This window comes from Noviherbaspirillum humi (assembly GCF_900188095.1).
Classification (GTDB): Bacteria; Pseudomonadota; Gammaproteobacteria; order Burkholderiales; family Burkholderiaceae_D; genus Noviherbaspirillum; species Noviherbaspirillum humi.
The window spans coordinates 63137-80388 of record NZ_FZOT01000018.1 but is presented as its reverse complement, the minus strand read 5'-3'; the positions used below and the strand labels follow the sequence as shown (position 1 = coordinate 80388).

Sequence of the window (17252 nt, the reverse complement as noted above, 5' to 3'; positions counted from 1 at the left end):
GGCCCGTTCAATCTTCGATTGCTCTCTCCAGCCACCGCTTCGCACCCTGCAGGGACTTGAAGTCGCTCACCGAGCGGCAGGCAATCTGCGGATTCCGGGCGGCGACCATGCGCGCCAGCGCATTGCCGGGCCCGAGTTCGAGCGCCACCGTCACGCCCGACTCGGCCAGGGCATCCATGCAATCCTTCCAGCGCACGGTTTCGGCGACCTGCCGCGCCAAGGTGAGCCGCGCCAGCGGCACGCTGCTCACGCGCTCGGCGCCGATACCGGACAGCACCGGCACGGCGCAAGGCCGCATCGGCTCTTGTTCCAGCATGGCGGCGAAGGCGCTGGCGGCCGCCTGCATCAGCGGCGTGTGCGACGCCACCTCGACCGGCAGGAGATGGCAGCGTCCGCCCAGGCCCTCGGCGCGTAGACGCAAGGCCTCCAGCGCCGGCAGGTGCCCGCCGAGGATGGCGCTGTCCTCGCCGGTTTCGATCGCCACGTCGACGCCTGCTTCCCGCGCCAATGCGCGCTGCTGCGCGACCAGCATGCCGGACACCGCCAGCAAGCCCTGCGGACCGTCGGCTTCGCGGCAGGCTTCCATCAAGGCCGCCCGGCGCACGGCGACGGACACGGCTTGCCTCGCGTCGAAGGTGCCGGCGACGGCATGGGCGCTGATCTCGCCGATGCTGTAGCCGGCCACCAGCGCCGGCGAAGGCAGGCCGTCGCCCAGGGCCATCCATGCCGCCAGGCTGGCGGCGACCACCAGCGGCTGGGCCAGCCGGTTGGCGAAGAGATCCGCCTCGCCGCGCTGAATCGCCTCGAGCGACGGCGACGCATCCAGCATGGCGAGGCTGCGCCGCACGAATTCCGCCGCGCGGACGTCGGCCAGGGCCAGGTCGAACATGCCGGCATGCTGGCCGCCCTGTCCCGGACACAGGATGGCCAGCTTGGCATTCATGCGCCGTCCGCTCCGGGGAGCGGACGGCGGCAGGCTTCATGCACCAGGCAGGTGGCGCCCAGCAGATCCGCCGCGCCGCCGGGCGAGAGCCGGTGCCGCACGAGCAGGCGATGCATGTCCAGCGCCCTTTCCTCCCAGCCGGCGGCCGCGGCGCCGCCGGCCTGCAGGAAGCCTGCCGCCTGTTCCCGCACCATGTCGGCCCCGGCCGCGCCGCCGCGAAAGTAGACATTGGTATCGCTCATGTGCGCCATCAGCGCGAACAGCGCATCGATGCGCGCCAGCCGCATGTCGCCGCTTCTTTGATAAGTCGCTTGCAGGCGCGGCAGCGCCACGTCGAACACCGACGGCAGGCCGAGCGCCATTTCCTCGCGCGCGCCGCTGGCCGCATGGCGGCTGGCGACGATGGCGCCATGGGTCTGCGCATCGCGCGCGTCCGCATGGCCCATCAACGCCGCGCCCCATTCGCGGCGCAGGGTGGCGCGCAACGCTTCCGGCGAGGGCTGCGCGCCGGAGGCGGCGATGCGGCCCAATGCCGCGCACAGCATGCCGAGGCAGAAGATCGCGCCGCGATGGGTATTGATGCCGCCGGTGGCCGCCAGCATCTCGCGCTCGGCGCGGATGCCGAGCCGCTTCAATTCGTCGAAGCAAGCGCCGGCCATGCCGGCGGCAGTGATGCGCAGGAAGTAATGGCGCAGGGAAAACAGGCTGCGCATGAAGGTGCGCGCATCCATGTCCTGATGACTGCCGCTGTCGATCAGGGAAACCAGTCCGGGCTTGGGATAGAGCACCAGCTCTTCGTAGAGGCTGCGCACCGCCAGGCGGCCGGCGGCGGCGCAGAAGGCTTGGTCATGCGCCGCATCTGCATGCAGCGGAGAGGCGGACGGGACGAGCGAGCGTTCCAGCGGCGTCATGCGCTGGCCATTTCCGCCGGCAATTCCGCCAGCAATTCGGCAGGCAAGGCCAAGCGCACCGTGTGCGCCTGCTTCACCAGCACCCGAAGGCATGATGAGCCGGCCTTTCGCGCCACCATCCATTCCTTCCAAGAGACCGCCGCTCCGGAGGGAAATATCAGTTCGCCGTCCAGCGGCAGTTGCATCGACCCCGTTTCATACAAGATGCAGGCGGATTCCAGCGCGCTTCGATCGGCAGGACGGCACAGAAGATCGATGTCGGACGCCGGCGTCACATAGGCCTGCCCGGTCAGCGCTTGCCAGGAGAGCGAGCCGAACACCCGCAGGCCGATGCCGGCGTCGCGGGCCTGTTCTTCCAGCAGGCTGAGCTTCTGCTGCCAAGCGGGCGGCGCCTTGTCGATGACCGCGCTCAGCGGCAACGCGCCGCAGCGGCGGTCGAGCGCCGACAGCGGCGCGCGCAGGGCGATGCGCGGCTTGCTGCCATCGGCTTGCGGCGGCAGGGCGATGCCGCCGCAGAGTTCGTCATCGGCCGCATCGGCGTCGCGGCGCCGCGCCACCACCGGCCAGTCCCGCTCGCGCCAGCGCAGCGCCGCTTCCCGCGCCGGGCCGCTCAAGCCATCGATGGCCCGCGCCCAGCCGACGCCGGTCAGCCAGAGCAGGTCATGCCGTGCCAGCGATGCCATCATTCATCACCGCCTGCATCACGCCATGCGCCAGCCTGCGACCGCCGCGCTCCTCGCCCAGCGCCGCGCGCCGGTCGTGCGGGTCCGCCTTTTCCAGCGCCTCCTGCATCTGCTGCGCGAGGTCGCCTTGCCAGAGGGCCTGCACGCCGCCCATCAGGAAGTAGTTTTCCGCGCCGGGCGCGAACACCGGATTGGCCTTGGCCAGCTCGGTGAGCCGCTCCAGCGGCACCTTGGTGATGCGCGCCATCGCCGGCAGGCCCATCACGCGGATGGTGGCGTCCGGTAGCGCGTAGCAGGCGTCGGCCATCAGGCCGCTGGTGATGAAGCCGCCCGACAGCGCCTGGTCGTACACCAGGCCGATCACCTTGTGGCCGCGCCGGCGCGCCAGCTCGATGCACTTGCCGAGGTGCGCCATGTAGCTGTTGATGCCCAGCATTTCATCCCGATGGCGCAGCCGCTGGCCCTGGGTATCGACCAGGATCACGATCGGCCGGCCGGGATAGTCGCGCACCGTGGCCAGCACCGCCTGCGCCTGCGCCTGCGCGATCTCGATGCCGATCGGCGTGTGCTCGGTGGTGCCGATCACCGTCACCGTCTGATGCCCGACCTGGGCGCTGCCGGACAGGAAGCATTCGCGCTCGGCGATGTCATGACCTTGCGGGAACAGCTGGTTGACGAGTTCTTTCCAGTTCATGCTTTGGCTCCAAGGCGGTGGGCATTGGCGATGGCAGTGAAGGCGTCGGCTTCCAGCATTGGTATCTTCTTCGCCTGCGGCACGCCGAGGTCGCTCCAGATCTCGAGCGGGTCGGCGCAATCGCCGAAGCGCTGGATGCGCTGCTCCAGCAGCAGCTGCTCGCCCTCCAGTTCCTGCAGCGACAGTTCCACCTCGCCGGCTTTCGCCTCGTCGATGGCGTCGCTCGCGGCATCGCGGAACGCGGTAACGTTATCAGCGACGATCCGGTGGCAGTCGCCCAGCAGGTAGCGGTGCTTGCCGCCGGTGGTGCGCCACACCAGCGCCCTGTCCCGCGAATCGAATTCCTCCACGCCGTTGGCGGTCTCGATGACTTCGGGACCGGACATGGCCAGCCGCCCTTCTTCCGACATGATGATGCGGTTGGCGCAGCGGGCGACGATGCCCATGCCGCCGAAGCAGCCGTTGGCGCCGCCCACCAGCACGATCACCGGGATGCCGGCATCGCGCACGTCGAGCACGGCGCGCATGACTTCGGAGACCGCGATCAGGCCGGCATTGGCTTCATGCAGGCGCACGCCGCCGGTTTCCACCAGCAGCAGCACGGCTTCGGCGCCGTCGGCGACCGCCCGCCGCAGCAGGCCGACCAGCTTGGCGCCATGCACCTCGCCCACGCCGCCGCCCATGAAGCCGCCTTCCTGCGCCGCCGCGTACACCATCCTGCCGCGCAGGCGGCCGCGGCCGATGACCACGCCGTCGTCGAAGGACACCGGCGTATCGAGCTGTTCCAGGTGCGGGCTGACGATGCGCCGCGCCGGCGGCAGAAACTCTTCGAACGTGCCGGCATCCAGCAATTGATGGATGCGCTCGCGGCCGCTGGCTTCCAGATAGCTGCTCATGGCTGTCCTCCGGTCGGTGCCGACGCGGGCGGTCCGCCGAGCAGGGTCTCCACCGCCTGGTCCAGGCGCAGGCTGACCACCGCCGGCGTGGCGCCCATGTCGTTGATGGCGATGCGGGTGTCGGCCAGCTGCCAGCGGTCGTGGAAATCGCTGATCACCGCTTGCCAGATGGCGCCGAAGCCGTGGGCGGCGGTGCGCACCTCGATGTCACAGCCGCCGTTGAGGCTGGCCGGTTCGATCAGCACTTCCAGGTTGCCGGAGCTGACCACGCCCACCAGCTGCGGCTGGCCGCTGGACGGCCGGGTGCCGCGGTCGAAATGAAATGTCAGGGTTTCCATATGCGTCCTGTAGGCGTCTTACCAGTTGCGGAAGCGCTTGGGCGGGTCGTACAGGCCGCCGGAAGCGCGCACCAGGTCCTTCATGGTCTTGGCCGCCAGCAGGTCGCGGCTGGCCAGGCGCTTGTCGATGCCGAGGTCCTCGGCGCGGCGGATGACGCCGCGGTCGCGCAGGTTCTCCACCATGCGCTTGTCGCGGCCCAGGCCCACCGGGGTGTAGCCGGCCACGCCGCGGATGGCTTGCTCGCGCTCCTCGTCGCTGCGGCACAGCAGCAGGTTGGCGATGCCTTCCTCGGTCAGGATGTGGGTAACGTCCTCGCCGTAGATCATCACCGGCGGGATCGCCATGCCGGCCTGCTCGGCCAGCTGCCAGGCGTCGAGGCGCTCGACGAAGGCCGGCTGCATGTGCTCGCGGAAGGTCTCCACCATCTGCACCACCAGCTTCTGGCCGCGCGGGATGCGGTTGCTGCCGGCGCGCGCCTGCTCGCCGGCCTTGAGCCAGGCGGGGCTCACATGGCGCCGGCCGCGCGCATCGGAACCCATGTTGGGCGCGCCGCCAAAGCCGGAGATGCGGCCCAGGGTGGCGGTGGAGGAGTTGCCCTGCAGATCGATCTGCAGCGTGGAGCCGATGAACATGTCGCAGGCATAGTGGCCGGCGGCCTGGCAGAAGGCACGGTTGCTGCGCATCGAGCCATCCGGGCCGACGAAGAAGACGTCGGAGCGGGCGCGGATGTAGTCTTCCATGCCGAGCTCCGAGCCGAAGGAATGCACCGACTGCACGAAGCCGGCCTCGATGGCGGGAATCAGCGCCGGATGCGGATTCAGCGCCCAGTGGCTGGCGATCTTCCCCTTCAGGCCGAGGGAGGCGGCGTAGGTCGGCAGCAGCAGCTCGATGGCGGCGGTGTCGAAGCCGATGCCATGATTCAGGCGCTCCACCTGGTATTCGGCATAGATGCCCTTGATGGCCATCATCGCCATCAGCACCTGCACTTCCGAGATCTGGGCCGGGTCGCGGGTGAACAGCGGCTCGATGTAGTGCGGCGTGGGCGCCGGCACCACGAAGTCGACCCAGTCGGCCGGGATGTCGATGCGCGGCAGCTCATCCACCACTTCGTTGACCTGGGCGATGACGATGCCGCTCCTGAAGGCGGTGGCTTCGACGATGGCCGGCGTGTCCTCGGTATTCGGGCCGGTGTAGAGGTTGCCGTAGCGGTCGGCAGACTGTGCCGCCACCAGCGCCACGCGCGGGGTGAGATCGATGAAGTAGCGGCCGAACAGCTCCAGGTAGGTATGGATGGCGCCGATGTTGAGCTTGCCGGCGGAAGCCAGCCTGGCCAGGCGCGCGGCTTGCGGCCCGGAGAAGGAAAAGTCCAGCCTGGAGGCGATGCCCTTGTCGAACACATCGAGGTGTTCCGGCAGGGCCAGCACCGACTGCAGCATGTGCAGGTTGTTGACTCGGGCCGGGTCGAGGGCGGCCAGCGCCCTGGCGAGGAAGTCGGCCTGCTTCTGGTTGTTGCCTTCCAGGCAGACGCGGTCGCCGGGCTCCAGCACGGCGTGCATCAGGTCGGCGATGCGGGCGGCGGGGCATTGCTTGCCGGCGAGGTCGGCGCCGAGCGTGCCGGCGGCGCGCTGCAGGCGGCGAGTTCGGTTCTCTTGCTGATGATTCCAGATGCGTTCGGGCGCGCCCATCGCTTTCCTTCGCTAGAAATGGCGTTGTGGTTTGAAAATCGGATGGCGGCCGGGCCGATCAGCCGGACCGCCCGGGAGAGCGGATCAGTCGAGCTTGACGTTGGCTTCCTTGACCACCTTGGCCCAGAGGTCGATCTCCGACTTCACCATCTTGCCGAAATCGGCGCGGTACATCTGCGGCACTTCGCTGCCGTTGCTGTGCCAGCGCGACTGGATGTCCGGATTGGCGAGAGCGGTCTTGAGCTCGTTCGCCATGCGGTCGACGATGTCCTGCGGCACGTTCTTCGGCGCCCACAGGCCATACCAGGTGGAGACGTTGTAGCCCGGCACGCCCGCTTCCTCGGCGGTCGGGATGTCCGGGAAGCCGGGCGCCCGCTTCTGCGACGCCACCGCCAGCGCCTTGATGCGGCCGGCCTTGATGTGGCCGGCGGAGGAGCCGAGGCCATCGAACATGGTGTCGATCTGGCCGGCCATCAGGTCCTGCAGCGCCGGGCCGGCGCCCTTGTACGGCACATGGGTGATCTGGGTCTTGGTCTGCAGCTTGAACAGTTCGCCGGCGAGGTGGTGCGAGGTGCCGTTGCCGGCCGAGCCGAAGTTCAGCTTGCCCGGATTCTTCTTGGCGTAGTCGACGAAGGATTTCAGGTCGTTGACCGGCACGCGCTGGCTGTTGATGACGATCACCTGCGGCGGGGTGGCCACCAGTCCGATCGGCGTGAAGTCCTTCTCGATGTCGTAGTCCAGCTTCGGATAGATGGCCGGGGCGATGGCGTGATGCACCGCGCCCATGAAGAAGGTGTAGCCGTCCGGCGTGGACTTGGCGGCGATATTCGCGCCGAGGGTGCCGCCGGCGCCGCCGCGGTTGTCGATGATGACCTGCTTGCCGAGCTGCTTGGTGAGCTGGGCAGCGAGCGGCCGGGCGAAGGTATCGGTGCCGCCGCCCGCCGGGAAGGGCACGATGACGGTGATCGGGCGCGCCGGCCAGCCGGATTGGGCAAAACAGGAAGCGGACAGGGCAACACCGGCCGCAAGCATCACTACGCGTTTCAAAACCATGGTTGTCTCCTCATTTTGTTTTGGATGGAAATCGCAGTCTATCGACTATGTTGCTTTATTGAAAGTTATTGTTTATGCCTTACCTCCCATCTTGTATACAAGAATAGCTTTAAAAAATACTTTTGCAAGCGGCTGTTACACATTAAAGTAATGAAATAGGTATTTGATCAGGGAAGCCATGAAAAACCGCTCGGAAACGCTGCGTGACTCCATCGAGGAGATGATCGCCACCGGCGCCGTCCGGCCCGGCGAGCATCTGGATGAGACCGAGCTGGCGAATCGCTTCGGCGTGTCGCGCACGCCGATCCGGGAAGCGCTCATCCAGCTGGCCTCGGTGGGTCTGATCGTCATCCGGCCGCGGCGCGGCGCCATCGTGGCCGAGATACCGCCGCAGCAGCTGGTGGAAATGTTCGAGGTGATGGCGGAGCTGGAAGCGATGTGCGGCCGGCTGGCCGCGCGGCGCATGTCGCCAGAGGAGCAGCAGCGCTTGAAGGAAGTTCACCTCGCCTGCCGCGAAGCGGCCGACAACCGCGATCCGGATGACTATTACTACCGCAACGAGGATTTTCACGAAGCGCTGTATGCCGGCAGCCACAATGCCTTCCTCGCCGAGCAGGCACGCATCCTGAGGCGGCGGCTGCGTCCCTACCGCCGCCTGCAGCTGCGGGTGCGCGACCGCATCGGAAATTCCTTCAACGAGCACCAAGCCATCGTGGATGCGATCGGCGAAGGCAATGGCGAGCGCACGGCCGAGCTGCTGCGCGGCCACATCATGATCCAGGGCGAGCGCTTCGCGGACCTGATCGCCTTCCTGAACCAGCTTGCGCCGCGCACCGCCTGACCCCGGAAAGTAGAAAAGCCCGCATCTTGCGATGCGGGCTTTTGCTTGTCTCCTCATCTTCCTTTGAGATGGATTTTTTTGACTGCTGACGCATTCTGCATCAAAAAAAAGAAAAAGCCAATAGAGAATAACGTTCCAATAAGTGGGATTTTCGCCACGCAAATTTGCCGAATAAACAGTGACTTAGCGAGAGCAAGCTTTATTGCAACATGGAAATTTATTGACTATTATCAATGCCACTGTATAAACACGCGCGGCGAAAACGACTTGTTGAACGCGCCGCCGAAAGTCAGGATATATTGCACTTAGTTAATAAAATAAATGCTGGAAAACAAGGCTCCAGATGATGGGCGCCTGATGCGGATCCCTCCCGGCGATCGGCCAGCGAGACAGAAATGACCAATTCAACCGATATGGCGTCTTGCTCCGACGTGAGCCGGCGCATGCTTGCGCGCAGGCTGACGGACGAGGCCGAGATGATCATCTGGGAAGCAGACGCCGATGGCCGCTGCGTGTACCTCAATCCGGGCGCGATGAAAGGACTGGAGACGCCTTGCCTTGTGCACATCGCCGACTGGCAGCCCTTCATTCATCCGGAGGATCTGCCGCGGGTGACGGCGGTGGTGCAGGAGGCGAAACGGCGGCAGGCCGAATACCAGGTCCAGTACCGCATTCTGCGCAGCGACGGCAGCGAACGCTGGATGCTGAGCAGCGCCGCGCCACGGCTGGACCCGGCCGGCCGGCTGACGGGTTATCTCGGCGCGCTGGTCGATATCACCGCGACCTATGAAGACCGCAAGCGGCTGGCGCACAGCGAGGCGGAGCACCGGCTGCTGACCGAGAACGCCCTGGACCTGATTTCTCACTGCGACGCCGCCGGCAACTATGTCTACGTTTCGCCTTCGCACTTCGACATTCTCGGCTATCGGCCGCAGGAGCTGATCGGCACCCGGGTCTACGACCACATCCACCCGGACGATCTCATCCTGAGCAGCCGGCCGCCAGCCCCCGGCACGTCGCGCCTGCGCCTGATCAACCTTCGCTTCCGCCACAAGCTCGGGCACTGGGTATGGCTCGGCACGAGCACCCGCACCATTCGCGACGCCAAGACCGGCGAGCGCAGCGGCATCGTCGCGGTGGCGCGCGACATCACCGCCCAGCTCGAGGCGGAGCGGGAACTGGTGCGGCGCGAGGAACGCTTCCGCAGCCTGACGTCGCTGTCCTCCGACTGGTACTGGGAAACCAATGCCGAGGGCCGCTTCACGTTTTTCTCGGACGGCTTCTACACCCGGCTGCGGCTTTCGCCCGAGCAGCTGCTCGGCACCACCTTCCATGACACCACCGCCGACCATGACGACCCCGGCTTCCTTGCCTGCATCGATGCCATAGTCAAGCGGCGGCCGTTCCGCGATGTGACCTATCCGGCCCTGGCCCCGGGCAATCCGGGCATGGTGCGGCATATCCGGATGTCCGGCGAACCCTTCAGCGAAAACGGCCTGTTCTGCGGCTACCGCGGCGTCTCGCGCGACGTCACCGCCGAAGTGAAGGCGGCGCGCGCGCTGGAGCGGCTGGCCACCCGCGACGTGCTGACCGAGCTGCCGAACCGGGCGCTGCTCGACGAGCGCCTGAAGCAGCGCCTGAACGACCGGCGCGGTGCGGTGCCGCAGGCGGTGTTCTTCATCGACCTCGACGACTTCAAGGAAGTCAACGATTCCTTCGGCCATGCGGCCGGAGACCGTCTGCTGCAGACGATCGCGCGGCGCCTGACGCAGAGCGTGCGTCCCGACGACATCGTGGCCCGTCTCGGCGGCGATGAGTTCGTGGTGGTTGCCGAGTGCAAGTACGGCGCCACGTCCGCCACCCGCATCGCGCAGAAGCTGTGCGCCGCGGTGGAGGAACCGGTCAGCGTGGACGGGCATGAGATCAAGGGCAGCACCTCGATCGGCATCAGCCTGTATCCGCAGGATGGCGAAAGCAGCGAAGTTTTGCTGCAGAACGCCGATACCGCGCTCTACCGCGCCAAGGCCGGCGGCGGCGGCAGCTATTGCTTCTTCACCGCCGAAATGGGCGCCGCCATCCGCACCCGGCTGCTGCTGCAGTCGGCCTTGCGGCATGCCATGCAGCGCGGCCAGTTCGAAGTGCATTACCAGCCGCGCATGGATCTGCGCACGCTGCAGATCGGCGGCATGGAAGCGCTGCTGCGCTGGACGCATCCGGAACTGGGGGCGATTTCGCCGGCACAGTTCATCCCGCTGGCCGAGGAAACCGGCCTGATCGACGAGATCGGCGCCTGGGTGCTGGGGCAGGCGGCGCGCCAGACCCAGGAATGGAACCGCCGTTACGGTCTGTCTCTCCAGGTGTCGGTCAACCTCTCGACCCGGCAGTTGCGCAGCGCCGAACTGGTGGCGACGGTGGCGGATGCGCTTCGCGTCAGCGCGCTGCCGCCCCGGCTGCTGGAACTGGAGCTGACCGAGACCTGCATGATCGAAGACCGGGACCGCGCCGCCAGCATGATGAAGCAGCTGAAGGCGCTCGGCATCCGCCTCGCGGTGGATGACTTCGGCACCGGCCACTCTTCCCTCGCCTACCTGTGCCGCTTTCCGCTCGACTGCGTCAAGCTCGACCGCTCCTTCCTGCTGCACGAACATCCGGAAGGCATCAGCCCCGATCAGCTGGTGCAGGCAATGATCAACCTCGCCCACGCGCTCAAGCTGTCGGTGGTGGCGGAAGGCGTGGAATCGAAAGAGCAGCTGGAATTCCTTCGTCGCCAGGCGTGCGACGAAGCCCAGGGCTTTTGCGTCAGCGCGCCGCTGGCGCCCAATGCGTTCGAGGCGCTTTTGCAGGAAGGATGGGAGAACAGACTGGCTGGCTCGGGACGGCAAGCCGAGGCGGGAATGGCTTTGCTGCCATGAGCCGAGCGCCCAACCGCTCTCGGCAGGAAGACTGAAGCCGCTTTCCCCGGGAGGCGAAGACGGGGTCGGCGCGAGGTCGGTACTATCGCTCCCGGCCGATCCGAAATGCTAGGCGGTCGGCTGCGGCCCGCTTCCGCCATGGAGCGAAGGCAGCTTGGACAGGAAGGCCTGGAGCGAGCTGAGGTTGGCGACGATCGGACCAACGAGCCGTTTCGATCCGATCGCATCCATGCATCCGGCGATGATCAGGTCGCTGATCTTGCGGCTCAGTTCCTGCCGTTGCGCCTCCAGGCTTGCCGGCAACGCGCCTCGGTGGAGGTCCCACTGGTTGGCAAGCTGCTGGATATCTCGTTCGATCTTGGCCACCTCTTCCGCGAAGGACTGGGGATGGGGAGAGGAACCGGCCGTCATGGCGGAATTGGGCGCCATGCCCGGGACGACAGGCCCGGACGCGGATTCGCCCAGGGGAATGCGGGGGACATCGTTGAAAGCCGTTGAGCAGCGCGTCATGGTGAACACCGTAGAAGTATATGGATGTCTCTGGATCGAGACTGAAGGCAGCCAACTGCTAAAGATGACAGTCAGCCTTGCTTTATGGCATTAATGACAACATTGTATATTTAACAATGCTATTTTGACAACGACACACATTCGTTTTGTCGCGTTTGCCACACTCGGCCGGCCGATACCCGCAGACCAGCCGGCCGAAAACCTCACATCCCCAGCTTTCTCCGCATGACGGCCGTCAGTTGTTGCTTCTTCAGGAAGTAGTCAGCCCAGGGATCGTGATCGAGCGAGGCCATGCGTGCCGGGAGCGTATCGATATTCCACATCGCCGCGCCAGTGAGCGAATCGAGCTCATCCCATGCCAGCGGCGTTGCCACGCCCAATCCCGGACGCGCCCGCAGTGAATAAGGCGCCACCGTGCTGGCATAACGCTGATTGCGCAGGTAATCGACGAATACCCGCCCGACCCGGTTTTGCGCGCCCATCTTGGCGCTGAAGAGATCGGGATGCGCCTGCGCGAGGCGACGCGTCACCGCCTCGGAAAACTCGGTCACGTCTTTCCATGGATGGCGGCGCGCCAGCGGCACGACCAGGTGCAGCCCCTTGCCGCCGCTGGTCTTGAGGAAGCTGCGCAGGTCGAGTTCATCCAGCAGCGCCCTGGCCTTCAGCGCCGCTTCCTGCATCCGCTCCCACGGCAGGCCCGGATCGGGATCGAGGTCGAACACCATGCAATCCGGCCTGTCGATGCGGTCGGCGGTGGCGCCGCACAGGTGGAATTCGATCACGCCCATCTGCGTGGCGGACACCAGCGCTTCCACCGAATCGATCGCCAGCAGCGGCGGATGCGACGGATCGATGGCCGGGTCGAGCTGCCGCACGCCGGAGATCGGCGTGCGTCCGAGATGCTTCTGGAAGAACTTCTCGCCCGCCACGCCTTCGGGCGCGCGCAGCAGGTACACCGGCCGGTTGGCGAGGAAGGGCAGCATGCGTTCCGCCACGGCTTCGTAATGGCGGGCGACATCGATCTTGGCGCGGCCGCTCGCGCTGTCGATGATGCGCTCCGGATGGGTGATGCGAACGCCGGCCACATCGGCAGGGGCATCGTTCTTCGCGCCGGAGGTTTTTCTGCCGATGCGGCCGGCCGGACCGGCAACCGCTGGCTTGACCACTGCAGCCTTCGCCGTGTCCTCCCTCGGCGCGACGTTTGCTGCCGCGACCGCCTGCTCGCGCCGGATCTGCGTCGCCGGCTTGTCCTGGCGCAGGGCATGGAACACCGCTTGCCGCACCAGGCCGCCGCGGGTCCATTCGGCGAAGGAGATTTCCGCCACCAGTGTCGGCTTCACCCAGTGCGCGTCCAGCCGCCGGGCCGCCGCCGGCAATTCGGCGAATGGCGCCCGTGCCTGGCCGAGGCGCTGCAGCTGCCGGTACACCGTTTGCAGTCGCGTTCGATCGAAGCCCGTGCCGACCCGGCCGGCGTAGTGCAGGCGGCCGTCATCGTCATACACGCCGAGCAGCAGCGAACCGAACAGTTCGCGCTTGCCCTGCGGATCGGTATAGCCGGCGATCACGAATTCCTGGCGCTTGCGGCACTTCAGCTTGATCCATTCGGCGCTGCGGCCGCCGCGGTAGCGCGAATCGGCCAGCTTGCCGATGATGCCTTCCATGCCCATGCGGCAGGCGCCGTCGAGCAGCTGCTGCGGCGCTTCCCGCATCGGCGCGCTGAAACGCAGCGGACCATCCTGCGGCAAGCCTGCCAGCAGCGCTTGCAGGCGCGCGCGCCGTTCCATCAATGGCAGCTGCCGCAGGTCATGCCCGTCCTGATGCAGCAGGTCGAACAGGAAGTAGAGAATCTGCGCGCCGCGCTTTTCGTCGAAGGCATTTTGCAGCAGCTGGAACGAGGGAATGCCCTGGCCGTCCATCACCACGATCTCGCCGTCGAGCCAACCGTCCTTCAGCCCGAGGGCAACGATCGCATCCCGTATCGGCGCCAGCTTCGCGGTCCAGTCCTTGCCGTCGCGCGTTACCAGCCGCGTTTCGCCGCCTTCTACACGGGCGAGGATGCGATAGCCGTCGAACTTGAGCTCATAGATCCATTCGCCCTGCTCCGGCACGCCATCGACGAGCGTCGCGAGCTGGGGCATGACCATTTCGGGCAGCGCTGCGAAAGGCGCATGGCTGCTGCGGCCGGCGTCGCCCGAGGTCGAATTGGCAGTCGAACGCTTTCCTGCGCCGCGCGATGCCTTGGCAGCGTTTCGGGCAGCCGAGGGTGCCGTCTTCGCAGCCGGCATCGCCGATGCATTCGTTTCAGCCGGCGGCTCGGCCGTCACGTCGACGTCGCGCGTCGAGCGCGCCGCCTCATCCTTCTCCTTGATGAGCAGCCATTGCTCCCCGCCGCCCTCCTTCTTGCCCGGCATGCGGGTCCGTATCAGGTTCCACCGCCCCTGCAGCCTGGTCCCGTGCAGTTCGAATTTCAGCTTGCCGGTACGCAGGCCCCGCTCCGGATCGCCATCCGGCTGCCAGGTGCCGCTGTCCCAGACCGATACGTCGCCCGCGCCGTACTGGTCGTCCGGAATGCGGCCTTCAAAGGCGATGTAGCTCAGCGCATGGTCCTCGACCTGCACCGCCAGCCGCTTCTGCACAGGATCCAGGCTGGGCCCTTTCGGCAGTGCCCAGCTCTTCAGCACGCCATCGAGCTCCAGCCGCAGGTCGTAGTGCAGCCGGCTCGCCGCGTGGCGGTGCACGACGAAGCGCGATGCTTCCTGCGCCGATGCGGGCTCGTTCGGAACGTCGGGCGCAATGGGGAATGTGCGTTTCTCGCGGGTGAGGGAAACTTTGCCTGGCATGGAAGCCTCCTTGTCGCCGGATCAATGCATGCCGCTTTTCGCCGCCCGCGTGCGGGCCGGTTTCCGCGCCGATGGCGGCGGCATGCGCGCGGGCGCGCCGGTGCGCGGCGCGGTCATGCCCTGCAGGCTTTGCCGAAGCAAAGCGGTGAGATCGGTCTCGGTTTCCTCCGCCTCCGCTTCCGGCTCGGGCGGCGTCTCGATCACCTTGTCGGCCTGGCCCTCGGCCAGCTTCCTCTCCACCATGGCCATGATGTCGTCGCGGAAGGTATCGCGGTAACGCTCCGGGTCCCACGGCTCGGTCATGCCGTCGATGAGCTGCGTCGCCATGGCGATCTCGCGCTCGCTCAAGCCGGCGCCGCGCACGCCTTTCGGCGGCAGCGCGAGTCCCTCGGTGTCGTTGACTTCGATGGCCCAGCGCAGCGTGTTGAGCACCAGCGCCTGCGGCGTCGGAATCACCGCCGCCAGATGCTGCTTCTGGTGCAGCACGATCAGCGCAATGCCGATCTTCCGCGCCCGGAACAGCGCTTCGCGCAGCAGCGCGTACACCTTCTCGCTGCCCTTGGCCGGCTGCAGGTAATACGGCGTCTCGTAGAACAGGAAATTCACGTCCTCCGCCGGCACGAAGCACTGGATGGCGATGCTGTGCGCGGCCTTTACGTTCGCCGAACGTATCTCCTCGTCCGACAGCAGCACATACTTGCCGCCTTCGGTCTTGACCGCCTTGACGATATCCTCCCGCGCCACCTCCTCGCCGGTTTCCTTCACCACCCGCTTGTAGCCGACCGGCTGCAGCGTGTCGCGCTTGAGCCAGTCGAAATCGATTTCGTCCTGATGGGTGGCCGGCATGAGCGACACGGGCGCGTTAAGCAGGCCGACGTTGAGAGCGCCTTTCCAGATGGCACGGGGCATGATGGGAATGTCCTCGATGAAGTCGATGGCGACGTTGTCATTACGACAGCAGGCGAGAAGTGAAGTTCTTTGGCGACAATCGCCTCGCACATCGGCGCACAGAGTTTGGCGAAGCGATTCGACAGAGATGCGTCGATGCGCTGCCTCGTCATCGGCGCGAGCGCACTGCAAGCGAGCTCCCCACTTCACCGACCACTACCGCGCCGCCGCGCAGACAGATACATCGGATACAAACTCGCTACATGAAACCCCGGTTCCTCTCCTGCCGATTTGTTATCGCCTTGGTAAAATCGATCGTCGCTGACCTCACCAATAACCATCAACAGCGACACCACCCCAAGGAACAAGGAGCAAGTCATGTCACACCAAGTCAACTCCCGCCGCCGCACCCTGCTGATCGGCGGCACCGCGGCCGTCGCCGCCGGCATGTCGCCGCTGGTCGCCTTCGCCGCCGACCCGGTCAAGGTCGGCCTGATCCTGCCGATGTCCGGCCCCTTCGCCTCCACCGGCAAGGAGATCGAAGCCGCCGTCAAGCTCTACCAGCAGAAGGTCGGCGACAGCGTTGCCGGCCGTAAAGTCGAAGTCATCATCAAGGATGACGGCGGCGTCAACCCCGAAGTCACCAAGCGTCTGGCGCAGGAATTGGTGTCGCGCGACAAGGTCGCGGTGCTCGCCGGCTTCGGCCTGACCCCGCTGGCGCTGGCCGCCGCGCCGGTGGCCACGCAAGCCAAGGTGCCGATGGTCGTCATGGCCGCCGCCACCTCCATCATCCCGCAGCGCTCGCCCTACATCGTGCGCACCGGCTTCACCGTGCCGCAGATCACCGCCCCGCTGGCGCAGTGGGCCACGAAGAACAACATCAAGAGCGCCATCACCCTGGTCAGCGACTACGGCCCCGGCCTGGACGCGGAGAAGACCTTCACCAAGTTCTTCACCGAAGGCGGCGGCAAGATCGCCGAATCGCTGCGCGTGCCGCTGCGTAATCCCGACTATGCGCCCTTCCTGCAGCGCGCCAAGGATGCCAAGCCGGAAGCGCTGTTCGTCTTCGTGCCGTCGGGCGAAGGCGCCGGCCTGATGAAGCAGTTCAACGACCGCGGCCTGGCGGCCGCCGGCATCAAGCTCATCTGCACCGGCGACGTGCTCGACGACGAACTGCTGCCGTCGATCGGCCAGCCGGCGGTGGGCGTCATCAGCAGCCAGCACTACTCGGCCGCGCATCCGTCGCCGGAGAACAAGGCCTACGTGGCCGACTTCATGAAGGCCAATCCCGGCATGCGTCCGAACTTCCATTCGGTGGGCGGCTACGACGGCATGCATGCGCTGTACGAGGCGCTGAAGAAGACCAATGGCGACAGCAACGGCGACAAGCTGCTGGCGGCGATGAAGGGCTTGTCGTGGACCAGCGTGCGCGGCCCGGTGACCATCGACCCGAACACCCGCGACATGGTGCAGACCATCTACATCCGCAAGGCGGAGATGATCAACGGCCAGCCGTGGAATGTGGAGTTCGACAAGATTGAGAAGTTTGCTGATCCGGGAGCTTGATTTCTAGGCGACGATTGAAACAGCTCAGCGATTTTTAACCGCCCCGTCCCGCATTGCGGGCGGGGCGTTTTCAATTTCGGAGAAAGCAATGTTGTTCTTTGCTTTTGCTCGCAACTTCCTGATCAATCAGTTAGTTAATGCTTCAAAGGGAAGTATTCAATTCGTTTTTTTCGGTTGCTGATTTGTGCATGCACGCACTGCAGCGTCATGTCTATTCATCATGAGCGCAATGGATGAAAAAGTTCCCACTAGACTACTCACAAAAACTTTGGCCCAGCCCATGTGAAAAGAAATACCAAGTAAAGCTCCATTGACTGCGCCACCCCATACCGCCCCCTTAAACTGATTCATCGCCTTTTCACATTCCTTGCTTTTTGAAATTGCTTCCTTTGATAAGTTGGGAATGGGAGATGAACTTTTGCTGTGGGAAGTTTTCGCAATTACGTTGTTTACTTGCATATCAATATGGCCCTATTAAAGGAGATATTAAA

At 65.7% G+C, this 17252-nt stretch carries 15 protein-coding genes; 3 read left to right on the top strand and 12 right to left on the bottom strand.

Going from position 1 to position 17252, the window contains the following annotated elements; all coding sequences use genetic code 11:
• Positions 1 to 7 precede the first annotated feature (7 nt).
• The 8 genes from CHB88_RS20355 to CHB88_RS20320 form a co-directional block, all read right to left on the bottom strand.
• Positions 8 to 943 carry an ACP S-malonyltransferase gene (locus CHB88_RS20355; RefSeq protein WP_089401182.1) on the bottom strand — a complete coding sequence of 312 codons (936 nt, stop codon included), beginning with the start codon at positions 941 to 943 and terminating at the stop codon, positions 8 to 10.
• Positions 940 to 1854, bottom strand: coding sequence for a triphosphoribosyl-dephospho-CoA synthase MdcB (mdcB, locus tag CHB88_RS20350; RefSeq protein ID WP_089401181.1), 915 nt, complete (start codon positions 1852 to 1854; stop codon positions 940 to 942). Before mdcB ends, CHB88_RS20355 begins: the two co-directional genes overlap by 4 nt.
• Positions 1851 to 2540, bottom strand: coding sequence for a malonate decarboxylase holo-[acyl-carrier-protein] synthase (gene mdcG / locus CHB88_RS20345; RefSeq protein WP_245845109.1), 690 nt, complete (start codon positions 2538 to 2540; stop codon positions 1851 to 1853). The genes mdcB and mdcG overlap by 4 nt, the downstream gene beginning before the upstream one ends.
• Positions 2515 to 3231 carry a biotin-independent malonate decarboxylase subunit gamma gene (gene mdcE, locus CHB88_RS20340; RefSeq protein WP_089401179.1) on the bottom strand — a complete coding sequence of 239 codons (717 nt, stop codon included), beginning with the start codon at positions 3229 to 3231 and terminating at the stop codon, positions 2515 to 2517. Before mdcE ends, mdcG begins: the two co-directional genes overlap by 26 nt.
• Positions 3228 to 4127, bottom strand: coding sequence for a biotin-independent malonate decarboxylase subunit beta (locus CHB88_RS20335; protein WP_089401178.1), 900 nt, complete (start codon positions 4125 to 4127; stop codon positions 3228 to 3230). The genes mdcE and CHB88_RS20335 overlap by 4 nt, the downstream gene beginning before the upstream one ends.
• The gene (mdcC, locus tag CHB88_RS20330) at positions 4124 to 4465 is read right to left on the bottom strand and encodes a malonate decarboxylase acyl carrier protein (RefSeq protein WP_089401177.1); all 342 of its coding nucleotides are present in this window, start codon (positions 4463 to 4465) and stop codon (positions 4124 to 4126) included. The genes CHB88_RS20335 and mdcC overlap by 4 nt, the downstream gene beginning before the upstream one ends.
• Before the next feature lie 18 nt (positions 4466 to 4483).
• Positions 4484 to 6151: a malonate decarboxylase subunit alpha gene (mdcA, locus tag CHB88_RS20325; RefSeq protein ID WP_089401176.1), complete on the bottom strand. Its 1668-nt coding sequence runs from the start codon at positions 6149 to 6151 to the stop codon at positions 4484 to 4486.
• 84 nt (positions 6152 to 6235) lie between these two features.
• The gene (locus tag CHB88_RS20320; protein ID WP_089401175.1) at positions 6236 to 7204 is read right to left on the bottom strand and encodes a Bug family tripartite tricarboxylate transporter substrate binding protein; all 969 of its coding nucleotides are present in this window, start codon (positions 7202 to 7204) and stop codon (positions 6236 to 6238) included.
• Between the two features lie 178 nt (positions 7205 to 7382).
• On the opposite strand from CHB88_RS20320, the gene CHB88_RS20315 reads away from it, so the two are divergent.
• Together CHB88_RS20315 and CHB88_RS20310 are read left to right on the top strand one after the other, a co-directional pair.
• Positions 7383 to 8045 (top strand): GntR family transcriptional regulator, encoded by a 663-nt coding sequence (locus CHB88_RS20315; RefSeq protein WP_089401199.1) that lies wholly within the window; start codon positions 7383 to 7385, stop codon positions 8043 to 8045.
• Between the two features lie 395 nt (positions 8046 to 8440).
• The gene (locus tag CHB88_RS20310; RefSeq protein WP_089401174.1) at positions 8441 to 10957 is read left to right on the top strand and encodes a sensor domain-containing protein; all 2517 of its coding nucleotides are present in this window, start codon (positions 8441 to 8443) and stop codon (positions 10955 to 10957) included.
• A 108-nt stretch (positions 10958 to 11065) separates the two neighbouring features.
• Here the strand turns inward: CHB88_RS20310 and CHB88_RS20305 are convergent, their stop codons facing one another.
• From CHB88_RS20305 to ku, 3 genes are all read right to left on the bottom strand, one after another.
• Positions 11066 to 11467 (bottom strand): hypothetical protein, encoded by a 402-nt coding sequence (locus CHB88_RS20305; RefSeq protein WP_143131390.1) that lies wholly within the window; start codon positions 11465 to 11467, stop codon positions 11066 to 11068.
• Positions 11468 to 11670: 203 nt separating this feature from the next.
• The gene (ligD, locus tag CHB88_RS20295) at positions 11671 to 14307 is read right to left on the bottom strand and encodes a DNA ligase D (RefSeq protein WP_089401171.1); all 2637 of its coding nucleotides are present in this window, start codon (positions 14305 to 14307) and stop codon (positions 11671 to 11673) included.
• A 21-nt stretch (positions 14308 to 14328) separates the two neighbouring features.
• Positions 14329 to 15216: a non-homologous end joining protein Ku gene (gene ku, locus CHB88_RS20290; RefSeq protein WP_089401170.1), complete on the bottom strand. Its 888-nt coding sequence runs from the start codon at positions 15214 to 15216 to the stop codon at positions 14329 to 14331.
• A gap of 357 nt (positions 15217 to 15573) precedes the next feature.
• Here ku and CHB88_RS20285 point away from each other — a divergent pair, with 357 nt between their 5' ends.
• Positions 15574 to 16761 (top strand): ABC transporter substrate-binding protein, encoded by a 1188-nt coding sequence (locus CHB88_RS20285; RefSeq protein WP_089401169.1) that lies wholly within the window; start codon positions 15574 to 15576, stop codon positions 16759 to 16761.
• Between the two features lie 156 nt (positions 16762 to 16917).
• Here the strand turns inward: CHB88_RS20285 and CHB88_RS24815 are convergent, their stop codons facing one another.
• Positions 16918 to 17220 (bottom strand): hypothetical protein, encoded by a 303-nt coding sequence (locus CHB88_RS24815; RefSeq protein ID WP_143131389.1) that lies wholly within the window; start codon positions 17218 to 17220, stop codon positions 16918 to 16920.
• Positions 17221 to 17252 lie beyond the last annotated feature (32 nt).